The organism is Streptomyces anulatus (assembly GCF_000721175.1).
GTDB lineage: Bacteria > Actinomycetota > Actinomycetes > Streptomycetales > Streptomycetaceae > Streptomyces > Streptomyces anulatus_C.
Genome location: NZ_JOEZ01000008.1, coordinates 108,269 through 126,250 on the forward strand (window position 1 = coordinate 108,269; position 17,982 = coordinate 126,250).

Below are 17,982 nucleotides of genomic sequence, written 5' to 3' on the forward strand. Positions count from 1 at the left end.
GAGTCCGTCGAGTCCGTCGAGGACGGGGAGCACGAGGCCCGAGTCCATCAACTGAGCGGCATGCGCGGAGGTGCTGCCGTAGTCCCGTACGAGATGCCTGACGACCCAGTCGCGGAAGAGCTCCTGCCGTCCCCAGTCACCGAGCGGCGGCAGCACGGGCACCGGTTCCTCGTCCGCCCGGCTCCTGTTGAACTCTGCGACGAACACTCGCGCCAGCACGGACTTTCCGGCCCCAGGCTCACCCGTGATCACCAGGCGGCGGGGGCGGATGGCCCGGTGGTCCACGACCAGCCCGTCCAGCGTTCCATTCGGAACCAAGGGTCTCGTTGCGCTCCTCCCGTGCGGAGAAGGTCGGAAGGCGAACGAGACGCGCACAGGAACCCGGTCGCCGCCAATGACACGCCGCGACAACAGCTCCGCACTCGATACCGCCTGCGTAAGCCTCCCTGCCAGGGCCGCTCCATCCTCCGCCGGAACAGCTTCCGTACCTCGCCGAAGGGCGACGGCCAGCGTCAGGACACCCAGCGCCGCGCTGACCACGGCCACCCGGTCCGTCAGGCTCTTGGCACCCTCACCGAAGCCCAGTACGTACGTCAGACAGAGCACCAGCACCACGCACGTACCCGCGATGAGGGTGGTTCGGGCTCGCCGCCCTGCCTGCCGATTCCCCTTCACCCACGCCACTCTGCCATCCCCCACTGGCATCCCTAGGGAGAGCGCCCGGGCGTCACTCGGGCGTGAACTCGTACTGAACCTCGTACAGGTGACCCGCCTTGACCATCACCGTGGCCTCGATGGGCCGATCGTCGTCGCTGAACACCACCCGCAGCGTACGCAGGACCGGCAGGTCCCCGGGGAGCCGGAGCAGCCGGTACTGCTCCTGCGTCGCTACACGCGCCGACACCCGGTCGACGCTGAGCCGGGGCGGGTAGCCGAGCGAGGCCAGGAGGGTAGGCGTGCCTCCGGGGATGCGGCGTGTTTCGGTGATGGCGGTGCCATCGGCAATGTCCGGCGGGTAGTACGAGGAGACAAGTTCCGCAGGTTCGTCGTCGATCGACAGGAGTTGGTGGCGGAGGATCGCCGTGCCGCCCGGCTGGAGCGCCAGCGCGTCCGCGACGTCCGCCGGCGGTTCGGTCTGCGTAACGTCCAGGAGCGTGCTGCGGGCGCGCGTGCCCCCGTTTGCCGCTTCGGTCAGCCAGCGGTAGGGCTCTCCCGTCGGGGACGGCGCCATGTACGCGGCAGGCCGTATCGTGCGCTGCCGATGTTCGCGTACGGTCACCGACGCGCCTGCCCTGCCGACCACGAGATGCTCGCCCTTGAGGAGCTGCAAGGCCTTCTGAACCGTGGCGTTCGCCGCGCCGAACCGCTGCTTCAACTGTGTGGTCGAGGGGAGGCTGTCACCCGGAGCCAGGTCCCCGGCCATGATGTCGTCCCGCAGGTCGGCCGCGATCCGCTCGTGCAGCGGACGGCCGTCCGCCTCTTCCGTCTCCGGTCCGTGCACCGTTATCCGATCCTGATCTCGTACCGCAGCTTCTGGCCTCGGGGAGGCATGACCATCACATCGACCTGGACAGGCCGGTCATCCGCGTCCAGGGTGAGCCGTGTCAGTTCGAGGACCGGCTCGTCGGCCATCAGGGCCAGCTCCGCCCGCTCGCGCTCGGACGGCATGCGGGCGGCCACGTCTTCCCTGGCACGGACTCCTACGTGCCCGAGTTCGGCGAGCAGCCGGGCGGCTCCTCCTCGGATCTTCGCCGTGCCGGCCAGCCCTGTGCCCCGCGCGATCTCCACGGGGTAGTAGGTGTCGGTCAACTCGCACGGTTCGCCGTCGAGATACATAATCCGTCGCCGTCCGACGACCTGTCCGCCCTGTTCCACCGCAAGCAGGCCGGCCACCCGCTCCGGGGCGGCGACTTCACCGGCGCTCACGATCTTCTGCGTGCCGCGACGCCCCGCCGACGCCGCCTCGGCGCTCCAGACGTCGCCTCCGCCCTCCGTCGGCGTCAGGTAGTGAGCGGACGCGCTGATCACTTCACCCTCGCCCATGGCCTCCTCCTTCGCCGACGACGGACCTTGCCGGTGCACACGGTAGGCGACTCCGTCGAACACCCCAAAGAGTATCTTGCCACCTTTCGCGAATAGCAGTACGGTCATCCCGTTGCGGCCCACGAGCAAGGCGGTGAACCACCGTGTCCTCTTCGCAGTTACGGCGCTTTCCCCGACGGCGCACTTCCGTCGGTGCCTCACGCGCTTTCGTCGCCCAGGTCCTCAGGGAGTGGCAGCTCACGGACCTGATCGACGACATACAGCTCTGCGCCTCGGAGCTGGCGACCAACGCCCTGCTCCACGGCGTCCCACCGGGACGGGAATTCGCCGTCCGGCTCGACCTGACGGACGACCTCGTACGACTGGCGGTCCGGGACAGCGGCGACGGGCAGCCGGAGATTCAGCACGCGGACGGCAGCAGTTGCTCAGGGCGCGGGCTGTTCCTCGTCGGTGAACTCGCCGCAGACTTCGGCGTCGACCACCACGTCGTGGGCAAGACAGTGTGGGCCGCGTTCAAGCGGCCCGCGACGCCGTAGCGGCTCCGGGGCCAGACGCGTCGGGCCCCGCCGGTCAGCCCGGCGGGGCCCGTCGTTCACTCGGTACGCGGGCCTACGACCCCAGGATCGTCGTCAGGAACTCCCCCGTCCACGCCAGCAGTTCGCGGCCGATGACCGGCTTGCCGCCGATCTTTCCGGCCGTCGGGCGCGGGACCAGGATCTGGTGGGCGGCCGGCTTGATGACCGTCTTGGGGTGCAGGCGCTTCAGGCGCAGCTCCTGGGACTCGCGGAGCTCCACCGGGGCGAAGCGGATGTTGGAGCCCTGGAGGACGATCTCGCCGACTCCGCAGGCGCGGGCCAGCATGCGCAGGCCGGCGACCAGGAGGAGGTTCTCGACCGGTTCGGGCAACGGGCCGTAGCGGTCGGTCAGTTCCTCGCGGACCGCGCGGATGTCGTCCTCCGACGAGGCCGAGGCGATCGCGCGGTACGCCTGGAGGCGCAGCCGCTCGCCGGGGGCGTAGTCGTGCGGGACGTGCGCGTCGACCGGGAGCTCGATCTTGACCTCCAGCGGCGGCTCCTCCTGCACGCTGCCGTCCATCTGGGCCCGGTAGTCGGCGACGGCCTCGCCGACCATGCGGACGTACAGGTCGAAGCCGACGCCCGCGATGTGGCCGGACTGCTCGCCGCCCAGGAGGTTGCCCGCGCCGCGGATCTCCAGGTCCTTCATCGCCACGTACATGCCCGCACCCATCTCGGTGTGCTGGGCGATGGTGGCGAGGCGCTCGTGGGCGGTCTCCGTCAGGGGCTTCTCGGGCGGGTAGAGGAAGTAGGCGTAGCCGCGGTCGCGGCCACGGCCGACCCGGCCGCGCAGCTGGTGGAGCTGGGAGAGGCCGAAGTTGTCGCCGCGCTCCACGATCAGGGTGTTGGCGTTGGAGATGTCGATGCCGGACTCGACGATCGTCGTGGAGACCAGGACGTCGAACTTCTTCTCCCAGAAGTCCACCACCACCTGTTCCAGGGACTGTTCGGACATCTGGCCGTGCGCGGTGGCGATCCTGGCCTCCGGGATGATCTCGCGGAGGCGGGCGGCGGCCCGGTCGATGGACTCGACCCGGTTGTGGATGTAGAAGACCTGGCCCTCGCGCAGCAGTTCACGCCGTACGGCCGCGCCGATCTGCTTCTCCTCGTACGGTCCGACGAAGGTGAGCACCGGGTGGCGCTCCTCCGGCGGAGTGGTGATCGTGGACATCTCGCGGATGCCGGTGACCGCCATCTCGAGCGTACGGGGGATGGGGGTGGCGGACATCGTGAGCACGTCGACGTTGGCGCGGAGCTTCTTCAGCTGCTCCTTGTGCTCGACGCCGAACCGCTGCTCCTCGTCCACGATGACCAGGCCGAGGTCCTTGAACTTCGTCTCGGAGGAGAAGAGGCGGTGGGTGCCGATGACCAGGTCGACCGAGCCGTCCCTGAGGCCTTCCAGCGTCGCCTTGGACTCCGTGTCCGACTGGAAGCGGCTCAGCGCCCTCACGTTGACCGGGAACTGGGAGTAGCGCTCGGTGAACGTGCCGTAGTGCTGCTGGACGAGGAGGGTCGTGGGGACGAGGACCGCGACCTGCTTGCCGTCCTGGACCGCCTTGAACGCCGCCCGGACCGCGATCTCCGTCTTGCCGTAGCCGACGTCGCCGCAGACCAGCCGGTCCATCGGGACGGTCTTCTCCATGTCCTCCTTGACCTCGGCGATCGTGGACAGCTGGTCGGGCGTCTCCGCGTACGGGAAGGCGTCCTCCAGCTCGCGCTGCCAGGGGGTGTCCGCGCCGAAGGCGTGTCCGGGGGCCGCCATCCGGGCGGAGTAGAGCTTGATCAGGTCCGCGGCGATCTCCTTGACCGCCTTCTTCGCCCGTTGCTTCGTCTTCGTCCAGTCCGCGCCGCCGAGCCGGTGCAGGGTCGGGGCCTCGCCGCCGACGTACTTGGTGACCTGCTCCAGCTGGTCGGTCGGGATGTAGAGACGGTCGCCCGGCTGGCCGCGCTTGGCGGGGGCGTACTCGACGAGCAGATACTCGCGGGTCGCGCCCTGGACCGTGCGCTGCACCATCTCCACGTACCGGCCGACACCGTGCTGCTCGTGGACGATGTAGTCGCCGACCTCCAGCGTCAGCGGGTCGATCGTCTTCCGGCGGCGGGCCGGCATCCGGCCCAGGTCCTTCGTGGCGGTGCGCTGGCCGGTCAGGTCCGTCTCGGTGAGCACGGCGAGCTTCAGCGCCGGGGCGACGAACCCCTGGTCGATGGCACCGCAGGAGACGTGGACCAGGGACGGGGTGATCTCGGTGAGGTCCGCGTCGAGGCGGGCCGCGATGCCCTCGCCGCTCAGTACTTCGACCGTACGGGCGGCGAGGCCCTGGCCCTCCGTCACGTACACCGTGCGCCAGCCGTCGGCCAGCCAGCCCTTGGTGTCGGCGAGCGCGCGGGCGGTGTCGCCCCGGTACGCCTCCGGGGCGTGCATGGAGAGCTGGAGGGTGTCGTCGTCGTGGTCGGCGGCGTCGGCCGCGAACGGGGAGATCGACCACCACATCATGTCCAGCTCACGGGCCCGGTCCCGGACGTCCGCGATGCCCCACAGCGAGGCCGCGCCCACGTCGATCGGGGCCTCGCCGCCGCCCGCGCTCGCCGCCCACGACGCCTGGAGGAACTCCTGGCTCGTGGCGACCAGGTCGGCCGCCCGGGTGCGGACCCGCTCCGGGTCGCAGACCAGCGCCATCGCGTCCTTCGGCAGGACGTCGAGCAGCAGCTCCATGTCGTCGACCAGGACCGGGGCCAGGGACTCCATGCCCTCGACGGCGATGCCCTCGGCGATCTTGCCGAGCAGCTCGCCCAGCTCCGGGTGGGCCTCTGCCAGCGCCGCGGCCCGCTCGCGGACCTGGTCGGTCAGCAGCAGCTCACGGCAGGGCGGGGCCCACAGCCCGTGCGCCGCGACCTCCAGGGACCGTTGGTCGGCGATCTTGAAGTAGCGGATCTCCTCGACGTCGTCGCCCCAGAACTCCACCCGGAGGGGGTGCTCCTCGGTCGGCGGGAAGACGTCCAGGATCCCGCCGCGTACGGCGAACTCACCGCGCTTCTCGACCAGTTCGACCCGGGAGTACGCGGCGGCCGCCAGAGCGTCCACCACCTCGCCCAGATCCGCGCTCTGCCCGCTGGTCAGCGCCACCGGCTCCAGCTCGCCGAGCCCCTTGACCTGCGGCTGAAGCACGGAACGGACCGGTGCGACGACCACCGAGACCGGGCCGGTCTCCGGGTCGTCCGCACGGGGATGCGCCAGCCGCCGCAGCACGGCGAGCCGGCGGCCCACGGTGTCCGAGCGGGGCGAGAGCCGCTCGTGCGGCAGGGTCTCCCAGGACGGGTACTCCGCAACGGTGTCCGGCGGCAGGAGGGTGCGCAGCGCGGCGGCCAGGTCCTCGGCCTCCCGGCCCGTCGCGGTGACGGCCAGCACGGTGCGGCCGGTCTGCCGGGCCAGCGCGGCCACGGCGAACGGCCGGGCACCGGGTGGGCCCACCAGGTCGACATGTGTCCGGTGCCCGTCCCCGGCGGCCTTCACCGCCTCGGCGAGCGCCGGGTCCGTAACGACGACATCCAGCAGACCGTGCAGGCTCATGAAGTTTCCGTCCGGGATCAGATCAGGGGTAGCTCAGGGGTCCCTGGCAGCCGGCTGCTGCCAGGGGGCAACGCGAAGGGCCCGACACGTCGTGGGTACCCGGCGGATCAGGGCCGGAAAGGGCCGCGCGTCCGGTGCGGCGCATCGCAAGGCGCCGGAGCGTCCTCATCGCGGAGCGATTCGGGCGCTTCGGCAACGCCGCGGTGTCGTGCCAGGCGTCGTGGCCCCGGCCATGATCCGCCGGGCACCCCCGGGGGCCGGGGGTTCCCAGCCTACGGCTCGGGGGTGACAGTCGCGCCCGCAACGGGCGAGCCGGCGGCCGTCGCCCGTACAACCGGCCCGTCCGCACGTGTCATGTGACCGGCGGGCCGGAACGGGGAACGGGGGCGAGGAACGCGGGCCGACGCGGAAAACGGGCGGCCGGAGAACGCGGGCCGACGCGGAAAACAGGCGGCCGGAGAACGCGGGCCGACGCGGAAAACAGGCGGCCGGAGAACGGGGAACGGGCTCGGCCCCGGGGCGTTTGGAGGAACGCCCCGGGGCCTGCTGGTCATCCTACGGTGACACCCGGAAGGTCACCGCTACCGGGCGGACGGGCCCCGCTCACCCGTCCGTCGCGATGGCGTTCAGGACGTTCATCCGGCCCGCCCGGAAGGCCGGGACGAGAGCGGCGAACAGTCCGACGAGGGCGGAGCAGGCGAAGACCGTGAGGATCGTCGGCCACGGGATGTCCAGGACCTCCAGGCCCTCCAGAGCCAGCAGCTTCTGCGCTGCCGTGCCCCAGCCCATCCCGAGTCCGAGTCCCAGCAGCGCCCCGAAGAGGGCGATGACCACGGACTCCAGCCGGATCATGCGGCGCAGCTGGCGGCGGGAGAGCCCGATGGCGCGCATCAGACCGATCTCGCGGGTCCGCTCGACCACGGAGAGGGCGAGGGTGTTCACGACACCGAGCACCGCGACGATGATCGCCAGGGCGAGCAGACCGTAGACGATGTTCAGCAACTGGCCGATCTGGTCCTTCAGCTGTTCCTTGAAGTCGGCCTGGTTCTGCACCTGGTAGACCGGGTACTCGGCCATGGCGCTCTTGAGGGCCGCGTACGCCTCCTTCTCCTTGCCCTCCTCTGCCTGGGCGAACATCACCACGTTGTGCGGCATCCGGTCGGCCGGGACGTAGGACGCCGCCGTCGTGAGGTTGGTGTACATCGCGCCGCGGTCGATGTTGGTGTCGTCGGAGGTGATGGCCGCGACCTTGAGCTTCGCGGTCTCGCCCGCCTTGAAGGCGACGGTGATCGTGTCGCCGACCTTCACCCCGTGCCGCTCGGCGTACTCGTCCCCGACGGACATGGCGTCCTTGCCGTACGCCTTCGCGAGGTCACCGGAGACGACGGTGCGGCGGACGTCCTGCTGGTACGTCGGGTCGGCGGCGGTGATCCCCTCGTCCTCCGTCTTCCCGTTCGGGGCGGTGATCTTGGCCTGGACGAAGGTGTAGTCGGTCATGTGCGCCAGGCCGGGAACGGCGCGCACGGCGTCGGCGGCCTGGGGCACGATCGGGCGGCCGGTGCCGCTGTCCTGGACGATGAAGTCCGCGCCGACCGACTTGTCGAGCTCCTCGGTGGCCGAGGCCACCATGGACGACCCGACGACGGACAGGCAGGCCACCAGGGCGAGCCCGATCATCAGGGCGGCGCCGGTCGCTCCCGTACGCCGGGGGTTGCGCAGGGCGTTGCGCTCGGCCAGCCGGCCGACCGGGCCGAAGAGCCGCAGGACGACGACGCCCAGGGCCCGCACCACCACACCGGCCAGGAGCGGGCCGATCACGATGAAGCCGATCAGGGTCAGCAGTACGCCGACGGCGAGGAACATCGAGCCTTCGGTGGCCTTGTCCGCCTGGGTCGTCGCCCACAGGGCCGCACCGCCGGCTGCCGTGAGGACCAGGCCGATACCGGCCCTGATCCAGCCGGACCTGCTGTCGGCGGGGGTCCCGGCGTCGCGCATCGCCGCCATCGGGGAGACCTTGCCGGCCCTGCGGGCCGGGACGTACGCGGCGAGGACGGTGACGATGACGCCGAGCACGAGGCCGAGCGCCGGGGTCGTCCAGGCGACGGTGAGGTCCCCGATGGACAGCTCCATGCCCACGGCGCCCATCAGCTTCATCAGCCCGACGGCGAGTCCGACGCCGGCGGCGACGCCGAGGACGGAGCCGACGATGCCGAGGAGGACCGCCTCCAGCAGCACGGACCGGTTGACCTGCTTGCGGCTGGAGCCGATGGCCCGCATCAGGCCGATCTCGCGGGTCCGCTGGGCGACCAGCATCGAGAAGGTGTTGACGATGAGGAAGATGCCGACGAGGAGGGCGATTCCGGCGAAGCCGAGCATCGCGTACTTCATGACGTCCAGGAAGGCGCCCATGGAGTCCTTGTTGGCGTCGGCGGCCTCCTGCTGGGTCTGGAGCTTGTACGCATTCGAGCCGTCGAGGGCTGCGGCCACGTTCTTCTTGAGCTGGGTGTCGCTGACGCCGCCCTCGGCGGTGACCGAGATCTGCGTGAAGACGTCGGGGGCGCCGAGGAGCTGCTTCTGGGCGGTGGCGGTGTCGAGGTAGACGATCGCCGCGCCCGGGTTGGTGACGGTGAAGGCGGCTATGCCGCTGATCTTCGCCCTGGTGTCGCCGGTGGCGGCGATGGTGCGCAGCTCGTCACCGATCTTCAGCTTGTGCTTCTTCGCGGTGTCGGCGTCGACCATCACGTCGGTGGGGCCGCGGGGCGCGTGTCCGGAGGTGATCTCCATGGAACGCAGGTCGTTCTCGGTCCAGTTGCCCGCGATCGTCGGGGCTCCGGTCTCGGAGCCCATGTTCTTGTTCTCGCTGTTGACGACGGTGACCGCCATGGAGACGACGACGCCCTGGGCTCTCTTCACCCCGTCGGCCTTCTCGACCTCCTGGATGACGGAGGCGGGCAGGGTGACGGGCTTGCCGTTGTCGGGCTGCTCGTCGTTCTCGCCGGCGTTCTTCGGGCTGACGGTGACGTCGGGCGAGGTCACGGCGAAGATCTTGTCGAAGGTGGTGTTCATCGTGTCGGTGAAGACGAGCGTGCCGCAGACGAACGCGACGGACAGCAGCACCGCCACCGCGGAGAGGGCCATCCGGCCCTTGTGCGCGAAGAAGTTGCGCAGGGAGGTCTTCCAGACAGTCATGACGTCCGCCCACGTGCGTCGAAGTGCTTCATGCGGTCGAGGACCTGTTCCGCGGTCGGGTTGTGCATCTCGTCGACGATGGAACCGTCGGCGAGGTACAGCACCCGGTCCGAGTAGGAAGCGGCGACGGGGTCGTGGGTGACCATGACGATGGTCTGCCCCAGCTCGTCGACCGACTTGCGGAGGAAGGACAGGATCTCGGCCCCGGCGCGGGAGTCCAGGTTCCCGGTGGGCTCGTCACCGAAGATGATCTCCGGCCGGGCGGCGAGCGCCCGGGCGACGGCGACGCGCTGCTGCTGACCGCCGGAGAGCTGGGTCGGGCGGTGCTTGAGGCGCTCGGCGAGCCCGACGGTCTCCACGACCTGCTGGAGCCAGGCGGCGTCGGGCTTGCGACCCGCGATGTCCATCGGCAGCGTGATGTTCTCGATCGCGTTGAGCGTCGGGAGCAGGTTGAACGCCTGGAAGATGAACCCGATCCGGTCGCGCCGGAGCTGGGTGAGCTTCTTGTCCTTCAGCTTGGTGATCTCGGTCTCGTCGAGGAAGATCTCGCCCGACGTCACCGTGTCGAGCCCGGCCAGGCAGTGCATCAGCGTCGACTTGCCGGAGCCGGACGGGCCCATGATCGCCGTGAACTGCCCACGGGCGATGTCCACGTCGACATGGTCGAGCGCGACGACCCGGGTCTCACCGGTGCCGTACGCCTTCACGACCTGCCGCGCTCGCGCCGCGACGGCCGTACGCCCTCCAGTGCCCCCGTGCCTGGGAATGGTCACAGCCGTTGTCACGGTGTTTCTCCTATGTCGGTCGTTGACTGGACGTCATTGGGTACGGTCCGAGTCTGGGTTCTGGACGGTGTCCGGCGCGATGGTGCCCAGCGCAGTCTTCAGGTGGGGTTTTCCCCACCTGCACCCCTGCGGTGGGCCGTAGCGGCGACGTAAGAACAGGTTAAGGAAACGCCCCCTGCCGCCACGTCCTCCGCCGGGAGGAACGGGCCCTGGCCACTATGAGGGGTCGCCCCCTAGGGGAATCGTCCCCCTGGCGGAGGCGAGGTCAGGGGCATCGTTCGCCCAGCGGGACGGCGGGCGGAACGGCCGGCGAACCGGAGCGAAGGAGTCCGCCGGAGCCCCGTCGGCACCCTGCCCTTCCGTGCGGCCTTCCCCGCACCTTTCCGTGCAGCCTTCCCCGCACCTTTCCGTGCGGCCTCCCCACACCCTTCCGTGCGGCCTTCCGTGCGCCGTTCCCCTGGGCCCTCCCCCTCCAGCGCCCCGGATGAGAAAGTGCCCCGGGAGATACGTGCATAGGGAAGGAAACCCGGTGGGCGGGACGGACGGCAAGAACGGCACAGGCGATACGGGCGCGGGGACCGGTACAGGCTCGGGCGGCACCGGCGCGGACCCCGGCCCGGACGGCACGAGCGCGCCGCCGCCCGCCCTCACCACCCCCCGGGGCCGTCGCCCCGTCGTGGCGGCCCTCATGCTCGGCATGGCGCTGGCCGCCATCGACGGCACGATCGTGTCCACCGCCGTCCCTCAGATCGTCGGCGACCTCGGCGGGTTCACCGTCTTCTCCTGGCTCTTCTCCGGCTATCTGCTGGCCGTCACCGTCACACTCCCCCTGTACGGGAAGCTCTCCGACACCTTCGGCCGCAAGCCGGTCCTGATAGCCGGGATCATCCTGTTCCTGATCGGGTCCGTCCTCTGCGCGGCCGCCTGGAACATGGCCGCGCTCATCGCCTTCCGCATCGTCCAGGGGCTGGGCGGCGGCGCACTCCAGGGCACGGTGCAGACCATCGCGGCCGACCTCTACCCCCTCAAGGAACGACCGCGCATCCAGGCGAAGTTGTCGACGGTGTGGGCCACCTCCGCGGTCGCCGGACCGGTGGTCGGCGGGCTGCTCGCCGGGTACGCGGACTGGCGGTGGATCTTCCTGATCAACCTCCCGGTCGGAGCCGTCGCCCTCTGGCTGGTCGTCCGCCACCTCCACGAACCCTCCCGCCCCCGGCCCGCCGCCCGGCCCCGCGTCGACTGGGCGGGCGCGCTCGCCGTCTTCGCGACCGGCACCCTGCTGCTCACGGCACTCGTGCAGGGCGGCGTCGCCTGGCCCTGGCTCTCGGCGCCCTCGCTCGGCCTGTTCTCGATCAGCGCGGTGCTGGCGGCGCTGACCGTCGTGATCGAACGGCGGGCAGCGGAGCCGATCATCCCGGGCTGGGTGTGGCGGCGGCGCACCATCGCCTCGGTCAACCTGGCGCTCGGCGCGATGGGCCTGCTGATGGTCGCGCCGACCGTCTTCCTGCCCACGTACGCCCAGTCGGTGCTGGGACTGGGCCCGATAGCCGCCGGGTTCGTGCTCTCCGTGATGACGCTGAGCTGGCCCGTCGCGGCGGCCTTCTCCGACCGGGTCTACAACCGCATCGGCTTCCGCCGGACCGCCATCACCGGCATGAGCGCGGCCTTGCTGATCCTGCTGGCCTTCCCGCTCCTCCCCTACCCCGGTGAGCCCTGGCACCCCGCCCTCCTCATGCTCCTGCTCGGCGCGGCTCTCGGCCTCTTCCAGCTCCCCCTGATCGTGGGCGTCCAGTCGACGGTCGGCTGGGCGGAGCGCGGTACGACGACGGCGTCGGTCCTCTTCTGCCGCCAGGTCGGCCAGAGCATCGGCGCGGCGCTCTTCGGTGCCGTCGCCAACGGCGTCCTGGCCGGCCGCCTCCTCGACGCCCCGGTGACCGGACTCCCCGACGGCCTCGACGCGGTGGCCCGCGCACTGGAGGACCCGGGCGCGCTCTCCGCGGCGGCGACGGACCACCTGCGCCGGGCGGTCGACGCGGCGGTCGACCACGTCTACATAGGGGCCGCCGGAGCCGCGGCCCTGGCCCTGCTCGCCCTGATCGTCCTCGCCCCGCGCCGCTTCCCGGTCATCACCGAGGCCGCCGCCCCCGGGACCGCCGGGGCGGCCGACCGACAGGGCACCCCTTCCTAGGGCGCGTATCGAGTCGTGATCAATTTGCGGGAAGCGCCCTCGCGGCGGGGCCTGGACCGGTAGTTCTTCTTGTGTGACGCGAGTGCAGCTGACTGACGAGGATCAACGTGACCAGCCTCTTCGTCGACGACCAGGAAAGGCCCTGCGCTTCTACACGGACGTGCTGGGCTTCGAGAAGAAGCACGACGTGCCGCTCGGCGGCGAGAACCGCTGGCTGACCGTGGTCTCTCCGGAGGACCCCGACGGCACCGAGCTCCTCCTGGAGCCCGACAAGCACCCCGCCGTGAAGCCGTACACGACGGCCCTGGCCGAGGACGGCATCCCGGCCGCATCCTTCGCCGTGGACGTCGTCCACGGGGAGTTCGACCGGCTCAGCAAGCTCGGCGTCCGCTTCACCCAGGACCCGTTGGACGTGACTCCTCCCCCTCGTGAATGAGGGGGCTTCTCGCTATGCCGGGTTGGCGTCGCGACGGACCAGCCCGGCCCGTAGAACGTTGACAGCTCCGACTGTGTCGGCGTGCGCGCTGTGGCCGCACGAGACGCAGTGGAACTTGTCCTGTGTGGGCCGGTTCTCCTTGGCGGTGTGCCCGCATTCGGGGCACTGCCTGGAGGTGTTGCGGGGGTCCACCGCGATCACCTCCCTACCGGCGCTTTCAGCCTTGCTGGTGAGGATCGTCAGGAACACCCCCCACCCGGCGTCGGAGATCGAGCGGTTCAAGCCGGTCTTCGCGGCGGCCCCGTTGGGCAGGAAGACGCCCACGTTCTCGGGGTCAGGCTTCGGCTCGACGGACTTGACCATGTTGCGGATCTTGAGGTCTTCGTGCGCGATGAAGTCGTGTTCGCGCACGAGGTCGAGCGCGGTCTTGTGCGCGTGGTCGAGACGCTGACGCCGCACCTTCCCGTGCAGCCCGGCAACCTTCTCGACGGCGCGGCGGTGGTTGGCGGTGCGCTTGTCGCGGCGGACCCGGGGGAAGCGGGCCAGGGCGCGCTGTGCGGCTTCGAGCTTCGCTGCGGCCCTGCGGCCGTGGCGCGGGCTGGGCACGAACTCGCCATGGGAGTCGGCGAGGAAGTTCGCGATTCCCATGTCGATGCCGACCACGGACCCGCCGGCCGGGGGCAGCGGTTCGGGCTGGTCCTGCTCTGCGGTCAGGACGACAAACCACTTACGGCCCTCGCGCTTGACCGAGACGGTCTTGACCTTGCCGACCACGGCACGGTGCTGGTTGACCCTGATATGTCCGACACCCTGGAAGCGGACGCGGGTGACGGGGCCGTGCGGGGTGGAATCCCAGCGGCAGCCGTCGCCGTCCTTGGGAAAGTCCACCGTATCGAACCAGCTCACTCCGCGAAAACGCGGATATCCGGGCGTCTCGCCAGACTTGATGCGCCGGAAGAACGCGGTGAACGCCCTGTCGAGACGGCGAAGCGTGGCCTGCTGCGAGGAGAACGACCATCGGCCGTGTCGCTCGGGGTCGAATGCCCGGATGTCCTTGAGCTGTGCGGACTGCATCCCGTACTTGACGCCCGTCTTCGAGGGGTGCCGGTAGGCGTCGCGGCGTTCCTGCAACGCTCCGTTGTAGAGGCCGCAGTGATCGCGAAGCATCTCGGAGAGGGCCTGGTCCTGACGGACGGTGGGCCGCATGAGGAACTTGTACGCACGGATCACCCGGCCCACCCCCCTTTTCGGTTCGATCACCATAATACGCTTGGTGTATGCCACCACGCTGGGAACCAAATCCCGATATTCGTAAAGGTCGTCACGTCGTCTGCAACCTTCACGCGCACCTGGTGTTCATCACCAAGTACCGGCGCGGGATCTTCGACGACGAGATGCTGAAGCGCTGCGAAGAGATCATGCGGGAGGTGTGCGAGGGCTTCGAGACCGAGCTGAGGCAGTTCAACGGCGAGGCTGATCACGTGCATCTGCTGGTGCACTACCCGCCGAAGGTCGCACTCTCGAAGCTGATCAACAGTCTCAAGGGCGTCAGCTCCCGGTACCTGCGCACCGAGTACACCGGCCGCATCAACCGGACCGGTATGGGATCGGTGTTCTGGTCCCGCTCGTACTTCGCTTCTTCGTGCGGCGGAGCACCGTTGGAGACCGTCCGCCAATACATCGAGCAGCAAAAACGTCCGCTGTGACCTGCGGGTCAGAGCAACCCTGAGATGCGTTTCCCTCCCCAGCCAAAGCAGGGGATACCCACGCAAGATCAAGGGATGGGGCAGGTTCATCCGGCTCCGGAGGAAGACCCTCACCGCACGAAGATCACCGAGAGCAATCTGACCGCCGTGTGGGCGAACTTCGCCCAGCTCGGCCACCGCCGCCTGATCTACACGAACACCATGAGCGTGCTGCCGGAGACGACGGGCATGTTCGAGCGGGCCATGGGGGCCGGAGTGGGCATCGTACGAGTCCTGCTCACCGCCTCCGACTCCACCGCCGGAGAGCGACTGGCAGGACGGGAACTCGGCTCGGAGCTGGAGCACGAGTTGCAGGCAAGTCTCCGTAAGGCACGGCTCCTGGACCAGCGGGCCCATGCGGAGACCGTGCGCGTGGTGACGGACGGACGGCTCGTCGGCGACATCGCGCGGGAGGTGGTTGCCGCCACCGGCTGGACCGGGCCTCACTTCGCCGCCGGGTCATGAGCACCCGAGCGCCCGGGGCCCACCGGCGGGCCGCACCGCCGTCACCTCCGCCCACACCGTCTTCCCGATCGGGTTCCGGAGCTCCCACCCCCACCGCGACGCCAGGCACTCCACGAGGAACAGGCCACGCCCCGACTCCTGGTCGTCCGGTGGCAGAGCCGGAGCCCCGGGCGTCCGGCCGAGCAGGGCGTCGGAGACCTCGATACGGAATCGGCTCGCGGGTCCTTCGTAGTCCACCCGCACATGGAAGTTCCGCCCCCGGAGCCGCCCGTGGCACACCGCGTTCGCGGCCAGCTCCGCCACCACCAGGGCGACCGCGCACGACGCGTCCGTCATCGGCCCGAACCCCCAGGCCCCCAACTGCCGCACCACGGTGCGGCGGGCGAGCCACGCCCCTCGGGGCGTGGAGTCGAACTGCCGGGACAGGGAGCCGTATCCGTTGGCGGTCAGCCCGAATCCGCGCGGGCGGGCCGGGGCACGCCGGAGTCGTCGCCCGCTGACGCGCGTGCCGGCCGAACGGGCCGCCCGGGACGGGGATCAATACCCTCCCGTTTACTGGTGTCATTGAGCACTTACTGGTGTCATCCTGGATCTACCGGTGCCGCCGGTGCCGTTCGAACGGTCCGGCGAGGTTTTCCAGATTGACCGAAAAGAATTCTTCCGCAGCGACCGTCTCCGCTTCACGGCTTGATTCGCGGCTTCGTCCGAGGCTCACCGGCGGGTGCATCGCACACACCCCGACCGACCTCGGCGGCCGGTGTCCGCCCCGGCGCCCGCCACCGCGAGCGCACCGCCGCGCAAATACCACAACACCCACAGGCCGCTGGCCACTTCTCGACAAAATTACTCTGCCAACGGACTATGCCGCAGACCGGATCATCCGCCGCACAAGCATGTCTACGATGTGGTCAACCCCTGACAGGAAAGACCGCTTCCGTCTTCCTCCGATGCACCAAGGTGATCTGCACCTTCTCGGAGCGGCCGCATACCTTCTGCCCGGTAGAACTGAGGGACCGCATCCATGCCGAAACCCGCACCAGCCAGCCAGCACCGGCCGAGGAGAACACCGAGGGCCGCGACAGCCCCGCTCGTGGCCGTGTTGTCGGCGAGTGCCGTCGCCGGAGCCACGGCAGCGGCTCTGGCACCTTCGGAGGCGCGCGGCTGGGTGGTGGCGGTGGTTCTCACCGCCTGGGTGGTCCTGGCCGTCACGCTGGCCGCCGCTCACGGCGTCATCCGGCGGGCACGGCGCTCGGCCTCGGCCCAGGTCGCGGAGACCGAACGGCTCAAAGCCTCGCTGGCCGCTCTCGAAGCGGATACGGCGCACACCGCCGACGTGGCGCTGCCCGCGTTGATCCAGCTGGTACGCGGCAGGGTGAACGCCACCGACGCCCTCGGCCGGATCCCGTTGCCGCGCAGTCCGCGTCAGCGCAAGGTGCTGCACGTCCTCGCGACCACGGTCGAAGGGCAGGAACAGCAGACCGCCTCGCTGCGGACGGAGAGCACCCGGGTCCACGACGAGCTGGGAGCGGAGAACGCACGGCTGCGTGAGGAGCTGCACGCGCTGACCTCCGAGGTGGAACGGTTCACCCGCGAGACGCTGCCGACCGTGACCGCCAGGCTCCGGGAAGGCGAGTCCGGCGCCACGGTGCAGGCGGAGGTGTACCTGCCGGAACAGCCGGTGCTGCGCGCGTCGGTCGAGGCGGTTCTCCGGGAGCTCGCGCTCAGCGAGCGCCGCGCTCTCGCGGCGACGACCGCCTCGGCCAAGGCGCTCAGCCGTGTCCAGGCGAAATCCGTCAGCATGCTCGCCGATCTGCGCAGCATGCAGGAACGTCACGGCGAAGAGGTGTTCGGGGATCTGCTGAAGCTGGACCACAGCACCTCGCAGCTCGGTCTGATGACGGACCGGCTGGCGCTGCTGATGGGCGGCCGGCCGAGCCGCGCCTGGAACCGGCCGATCGTCATGGAGAGCATCCTGCGCGGTGCGGTCGGCCGCATCGCCGCCTACCAGCGCGTACGGCTGCACTGCTCGTCCAGCGTCTCCATCTCCGGCTTCGCCGCCGAAGGCGTCATGCACCTGCTCGCCGAACTGATGGACAACGCCGCCAACTTCTCACCGCCCATCGACGAGGTGCACGTCTACGTCGAGGAACGCGGCACCGGCATCGTCGTCACCATCGAGGACAGCGGTCTGAAGATGGCCGACGCGGCCATGCGACGGGCGGCGGACTCCGTCGCCGGCCGGACGACCGACCTCGCGACCCTGCAGGGCACCCGGCTCGGCCTCGCCGTGGTGGGACGGCTCGCTCTCAAGCACCGGATCAGCGTCAACTACCGCCCGTCCTCGCGCGGCGGCACCGGCGTGGTCGTCCTGCTGCCGCGCCATCTGATCGCGCAGGAGCCCCGCGAGAACCACCCGGCCCCGACCCACCGCGCAGCCGCCGCGCCCGCGGCGACGCCGTCCGCGCCCGCCTCCCCGGCACCGGCTTACCCGGCGTCGCCGCCCGCACCCGAGCCCACGCCCGTACAGCCGTCACCGTCCTCCACACCGCCGCCCGTCACCCCCGCGCCCCTGACGCCCTCCGTGCCGGAAGCGGTCGCGCCCACCGCCGGAACGCCGCAGGACCCGTTCGCTCCGCCGGCGCCCGCAACGGCGGAGAACCACCGCGTGGCCCGTCCGCGCGAGGCCGGGCGGAAGGCCGTCGGCCCGGCGGCGAACTCCACCCCCGGCGGCCTGCCGGTACGCACGCCCGGCCGCACCATGGCGGAGGCGGACCGGGAGCGCGGCCGCCACCGCGGCTCGCCCGCGCCCGCCACTCCGGGGGACCCGCGCGGCAACACGCCGCGGACCTCGCCGCCACGCAGCGCGGGACAACAGTTCGGCGCCTTCCGGCGCGGTACCAAGCCCGGGGACAAGGCCCAGAACCCCGAGGGCAGGGCCGGAGGACCCGACGGCGGGACCGTACCGCCGACGACCGCTCCGTAACCCGG

The 17,982-nt window shown here is 70.4% G+C and carries 12 protein-coding genes and 1 pseudogene; 6 read left to right on the plus strand and 7 right to left on the minus strand.

The window, feature by feature from the left end; translation table 11 throughout:
• Window positions 1-727: 727 nt before the first annotated feature.
• Window positions 728-1,507 (minus strand): GntR family transcriptional regulator, encoded by a 780-nt coding sequence (locus tag IG90_RS0111510; protein ID WP_030581578.1) that lies wholly within the window; start codon window positions 1,505-1,507, stop codon window positions 728-730.
• On the minus strand, window positions 1,504-2,043 hold the full coding sequence (locus tag IG90_RS0111515; protein WP_030581581.1) for a GntR family transcriptional regulator: 540 nt from the start codon (window positions 2,041-2,043) through the stop codon (window positions 1,504-1,506). The genes IG90_RS0111510 and IG90_RS0111515 overlap by 4 nt, the downstream gene beginning before the upstream one ends.
• Before the next feature lie 143 nt (window positions 2,044-2,186).
• Here IG90_RS0111515 and IG90_RS0111520 point away from each other — a divergent pair, with 143 nt between their 5' ends.
• Window positions 2,187-2,579 (plus strand): ATP-binding protein, encoded by a 393-nt coding sequence (locus tag IG90_RS0111520; protein WP_030581584.1) that lies wholly within the window; start codon window positions 2,187-2,189, stop codon window positions 2,577-2,579.
• A 73-nt stretch (window positions 2,580-2,652) separates the two neighbouring features.
• On the opposite strand, the gene mfd is transcribed toward IG90_RS0111520, so the two are convergent.
• The 3 genes from mfd to IG90_RS0111535 form a co-directional block, all read right to left on the minus strand.
• On the minus strand, window positions 2,653-6,186 hold the full coding sequence (mfd, locus tag IG90_RS0111525) for a transcription-repair coupling factor (RefSeq protein WP_030581587.1): 3,534 nt from the start codon (window positions 6,184-6,186) through the stop codon (window positions 2,653-2,655).
• Window positions 6,187-6,789: 603 nt separating this feature from the next.
• Window positions 6,790-9,375, minus strand: coding sequence for an ABC transporter permease (locus IG90_RS0111530; RefSeq protein ID WP_030581590.1), 2,586 nt, complete (start codon window positions 9,373-9,375; stop codon window positions 6,790-6,792).
• Window positions 9,372-10,160 carry an ABC transporter ATP-binding protein gene (locus IG90_RS0111535; protein ID WP_030581593.1) on the minus strand — a complete coding sequence of 263 codons (789 nt, stop codon included), beginning with the start codon at window positions 10,158-10,160 and terminating at the stop codon, window positions 9,372-9,374. Before IG90_RS0111535 ends, IG90_RS0111530 begins: the two co-directional genes overlap by 4 nt.
• A gap of 529 nt (window positions 10,161-10,689) precedes the next feature.
• On the opposite strand from IG90_RS0111535, the gene IG90_RS0111540 reads away from it, so the two are divergent.
• Both IG90_RS0111540 and IG90_RS39325 read left to right on the plus strand, forming a co-directional pair.
• Window positions 10,690-12,348 carry an MFS transporter gene (locus IG90_RS0111540; protein WP_030581597.1) on the plus strand — a complete coding sequence of 553 codons (1,659 nt, stop codon included), beginning with the start codon at window positions 10,690-10,692 and terminating at the stop codon, window positions 12,346-12,348.
• A 92-nt stretch (window positions 12,349-12,440) separates the two neighbouring features.
• A pseudogene (locus tag IG90_RS39325) lies at window positions 12,441-12,784 on the plus strand (VOC family protein).
• Between the two features lie 12 nt (window positions 12,785-12,796).
• Here IG90_RS39325 and IG90_RS0111550 read toward each other — a convergent pair.
• Complete coding sequence (locus IG90_RS0111550) at window positions 12,797-14,014, minus strand: RNA-guided endonuclease InsQ/TnpB family protein (RefSeq protein WP_030581600.1); 1,218 nt, start codon at window positions 14,012-14,014, stop codon at window positions 12,797-12,799.
• A gap of 47 nt (window positions 14,015-14,061) precedes the next feature.
• Here IG90_RS0111550 and tnpA point away from each other — a divergent pair, with 47 nt between their 5' ends.
• Both tnpA and IG90_RS0111560 read left to right on the plus strand, forming a co-directional pair.
• The gene (tnpA, locus tag IG90_RS0111555; protein WP_078585431.1) at window positions 14,062-14,490 is read left to right on the plus strand and encodes an IS200/IS605 family transposase; all 429 of its coding nucleotides are present in this window, start codon (window positions 14,062-14,064) and stop codon (window positions 14,488-14,490) included.
• 75 nt (window positions 14,491-14,565) lie between these two features.
• Window positions 14,566-14,994 carry a hypothetical protein gene (locus IG90_RS0111560; protein ID WP_030581606.1) on the plus strand — a complete coding sequence of 143 codons (429 nt, stop codon included), beginning with the start codon at window positions 14,566-14,568 and terminating at the stop codon, window positions 14,992-14,994.
• On the opposite strand, the gene IG90_RS0111565 is transcribed toward IG90_RS0111560, so the two are convergent.
• Entirely contained in the window at window positions 14,989-15,444 is a 456-nt protein-coding gene (locus IG90_RS0111565) for an ATP-binding protein (RefSeq protein WP_051860283.1), read from the minus strand. The genes IG90_RS0111560 and IG90_RS0111565 overlap by 6 nt on opposite strands.
• A 571-nt stretch (window positions 15,445-16,015) precedes the next feature.
• Between IG90_RS0111565 and IG90_RS0111570 the strand changes: the two genes are divergently transcribed.
• Window positions 16,016-17,977: an ATP-binding protein gene (locus tag IG90_RS0111570; protein WP_030581613.1), complete on the plus strand. Its 1,962-nt coding sequence runs from the start codon at window positions 16,016-16,018 to the stop codon at window positions 17,975-17,977.
• Window positions 17,978-17,982 lie beyond the last annotated feature (5 nt).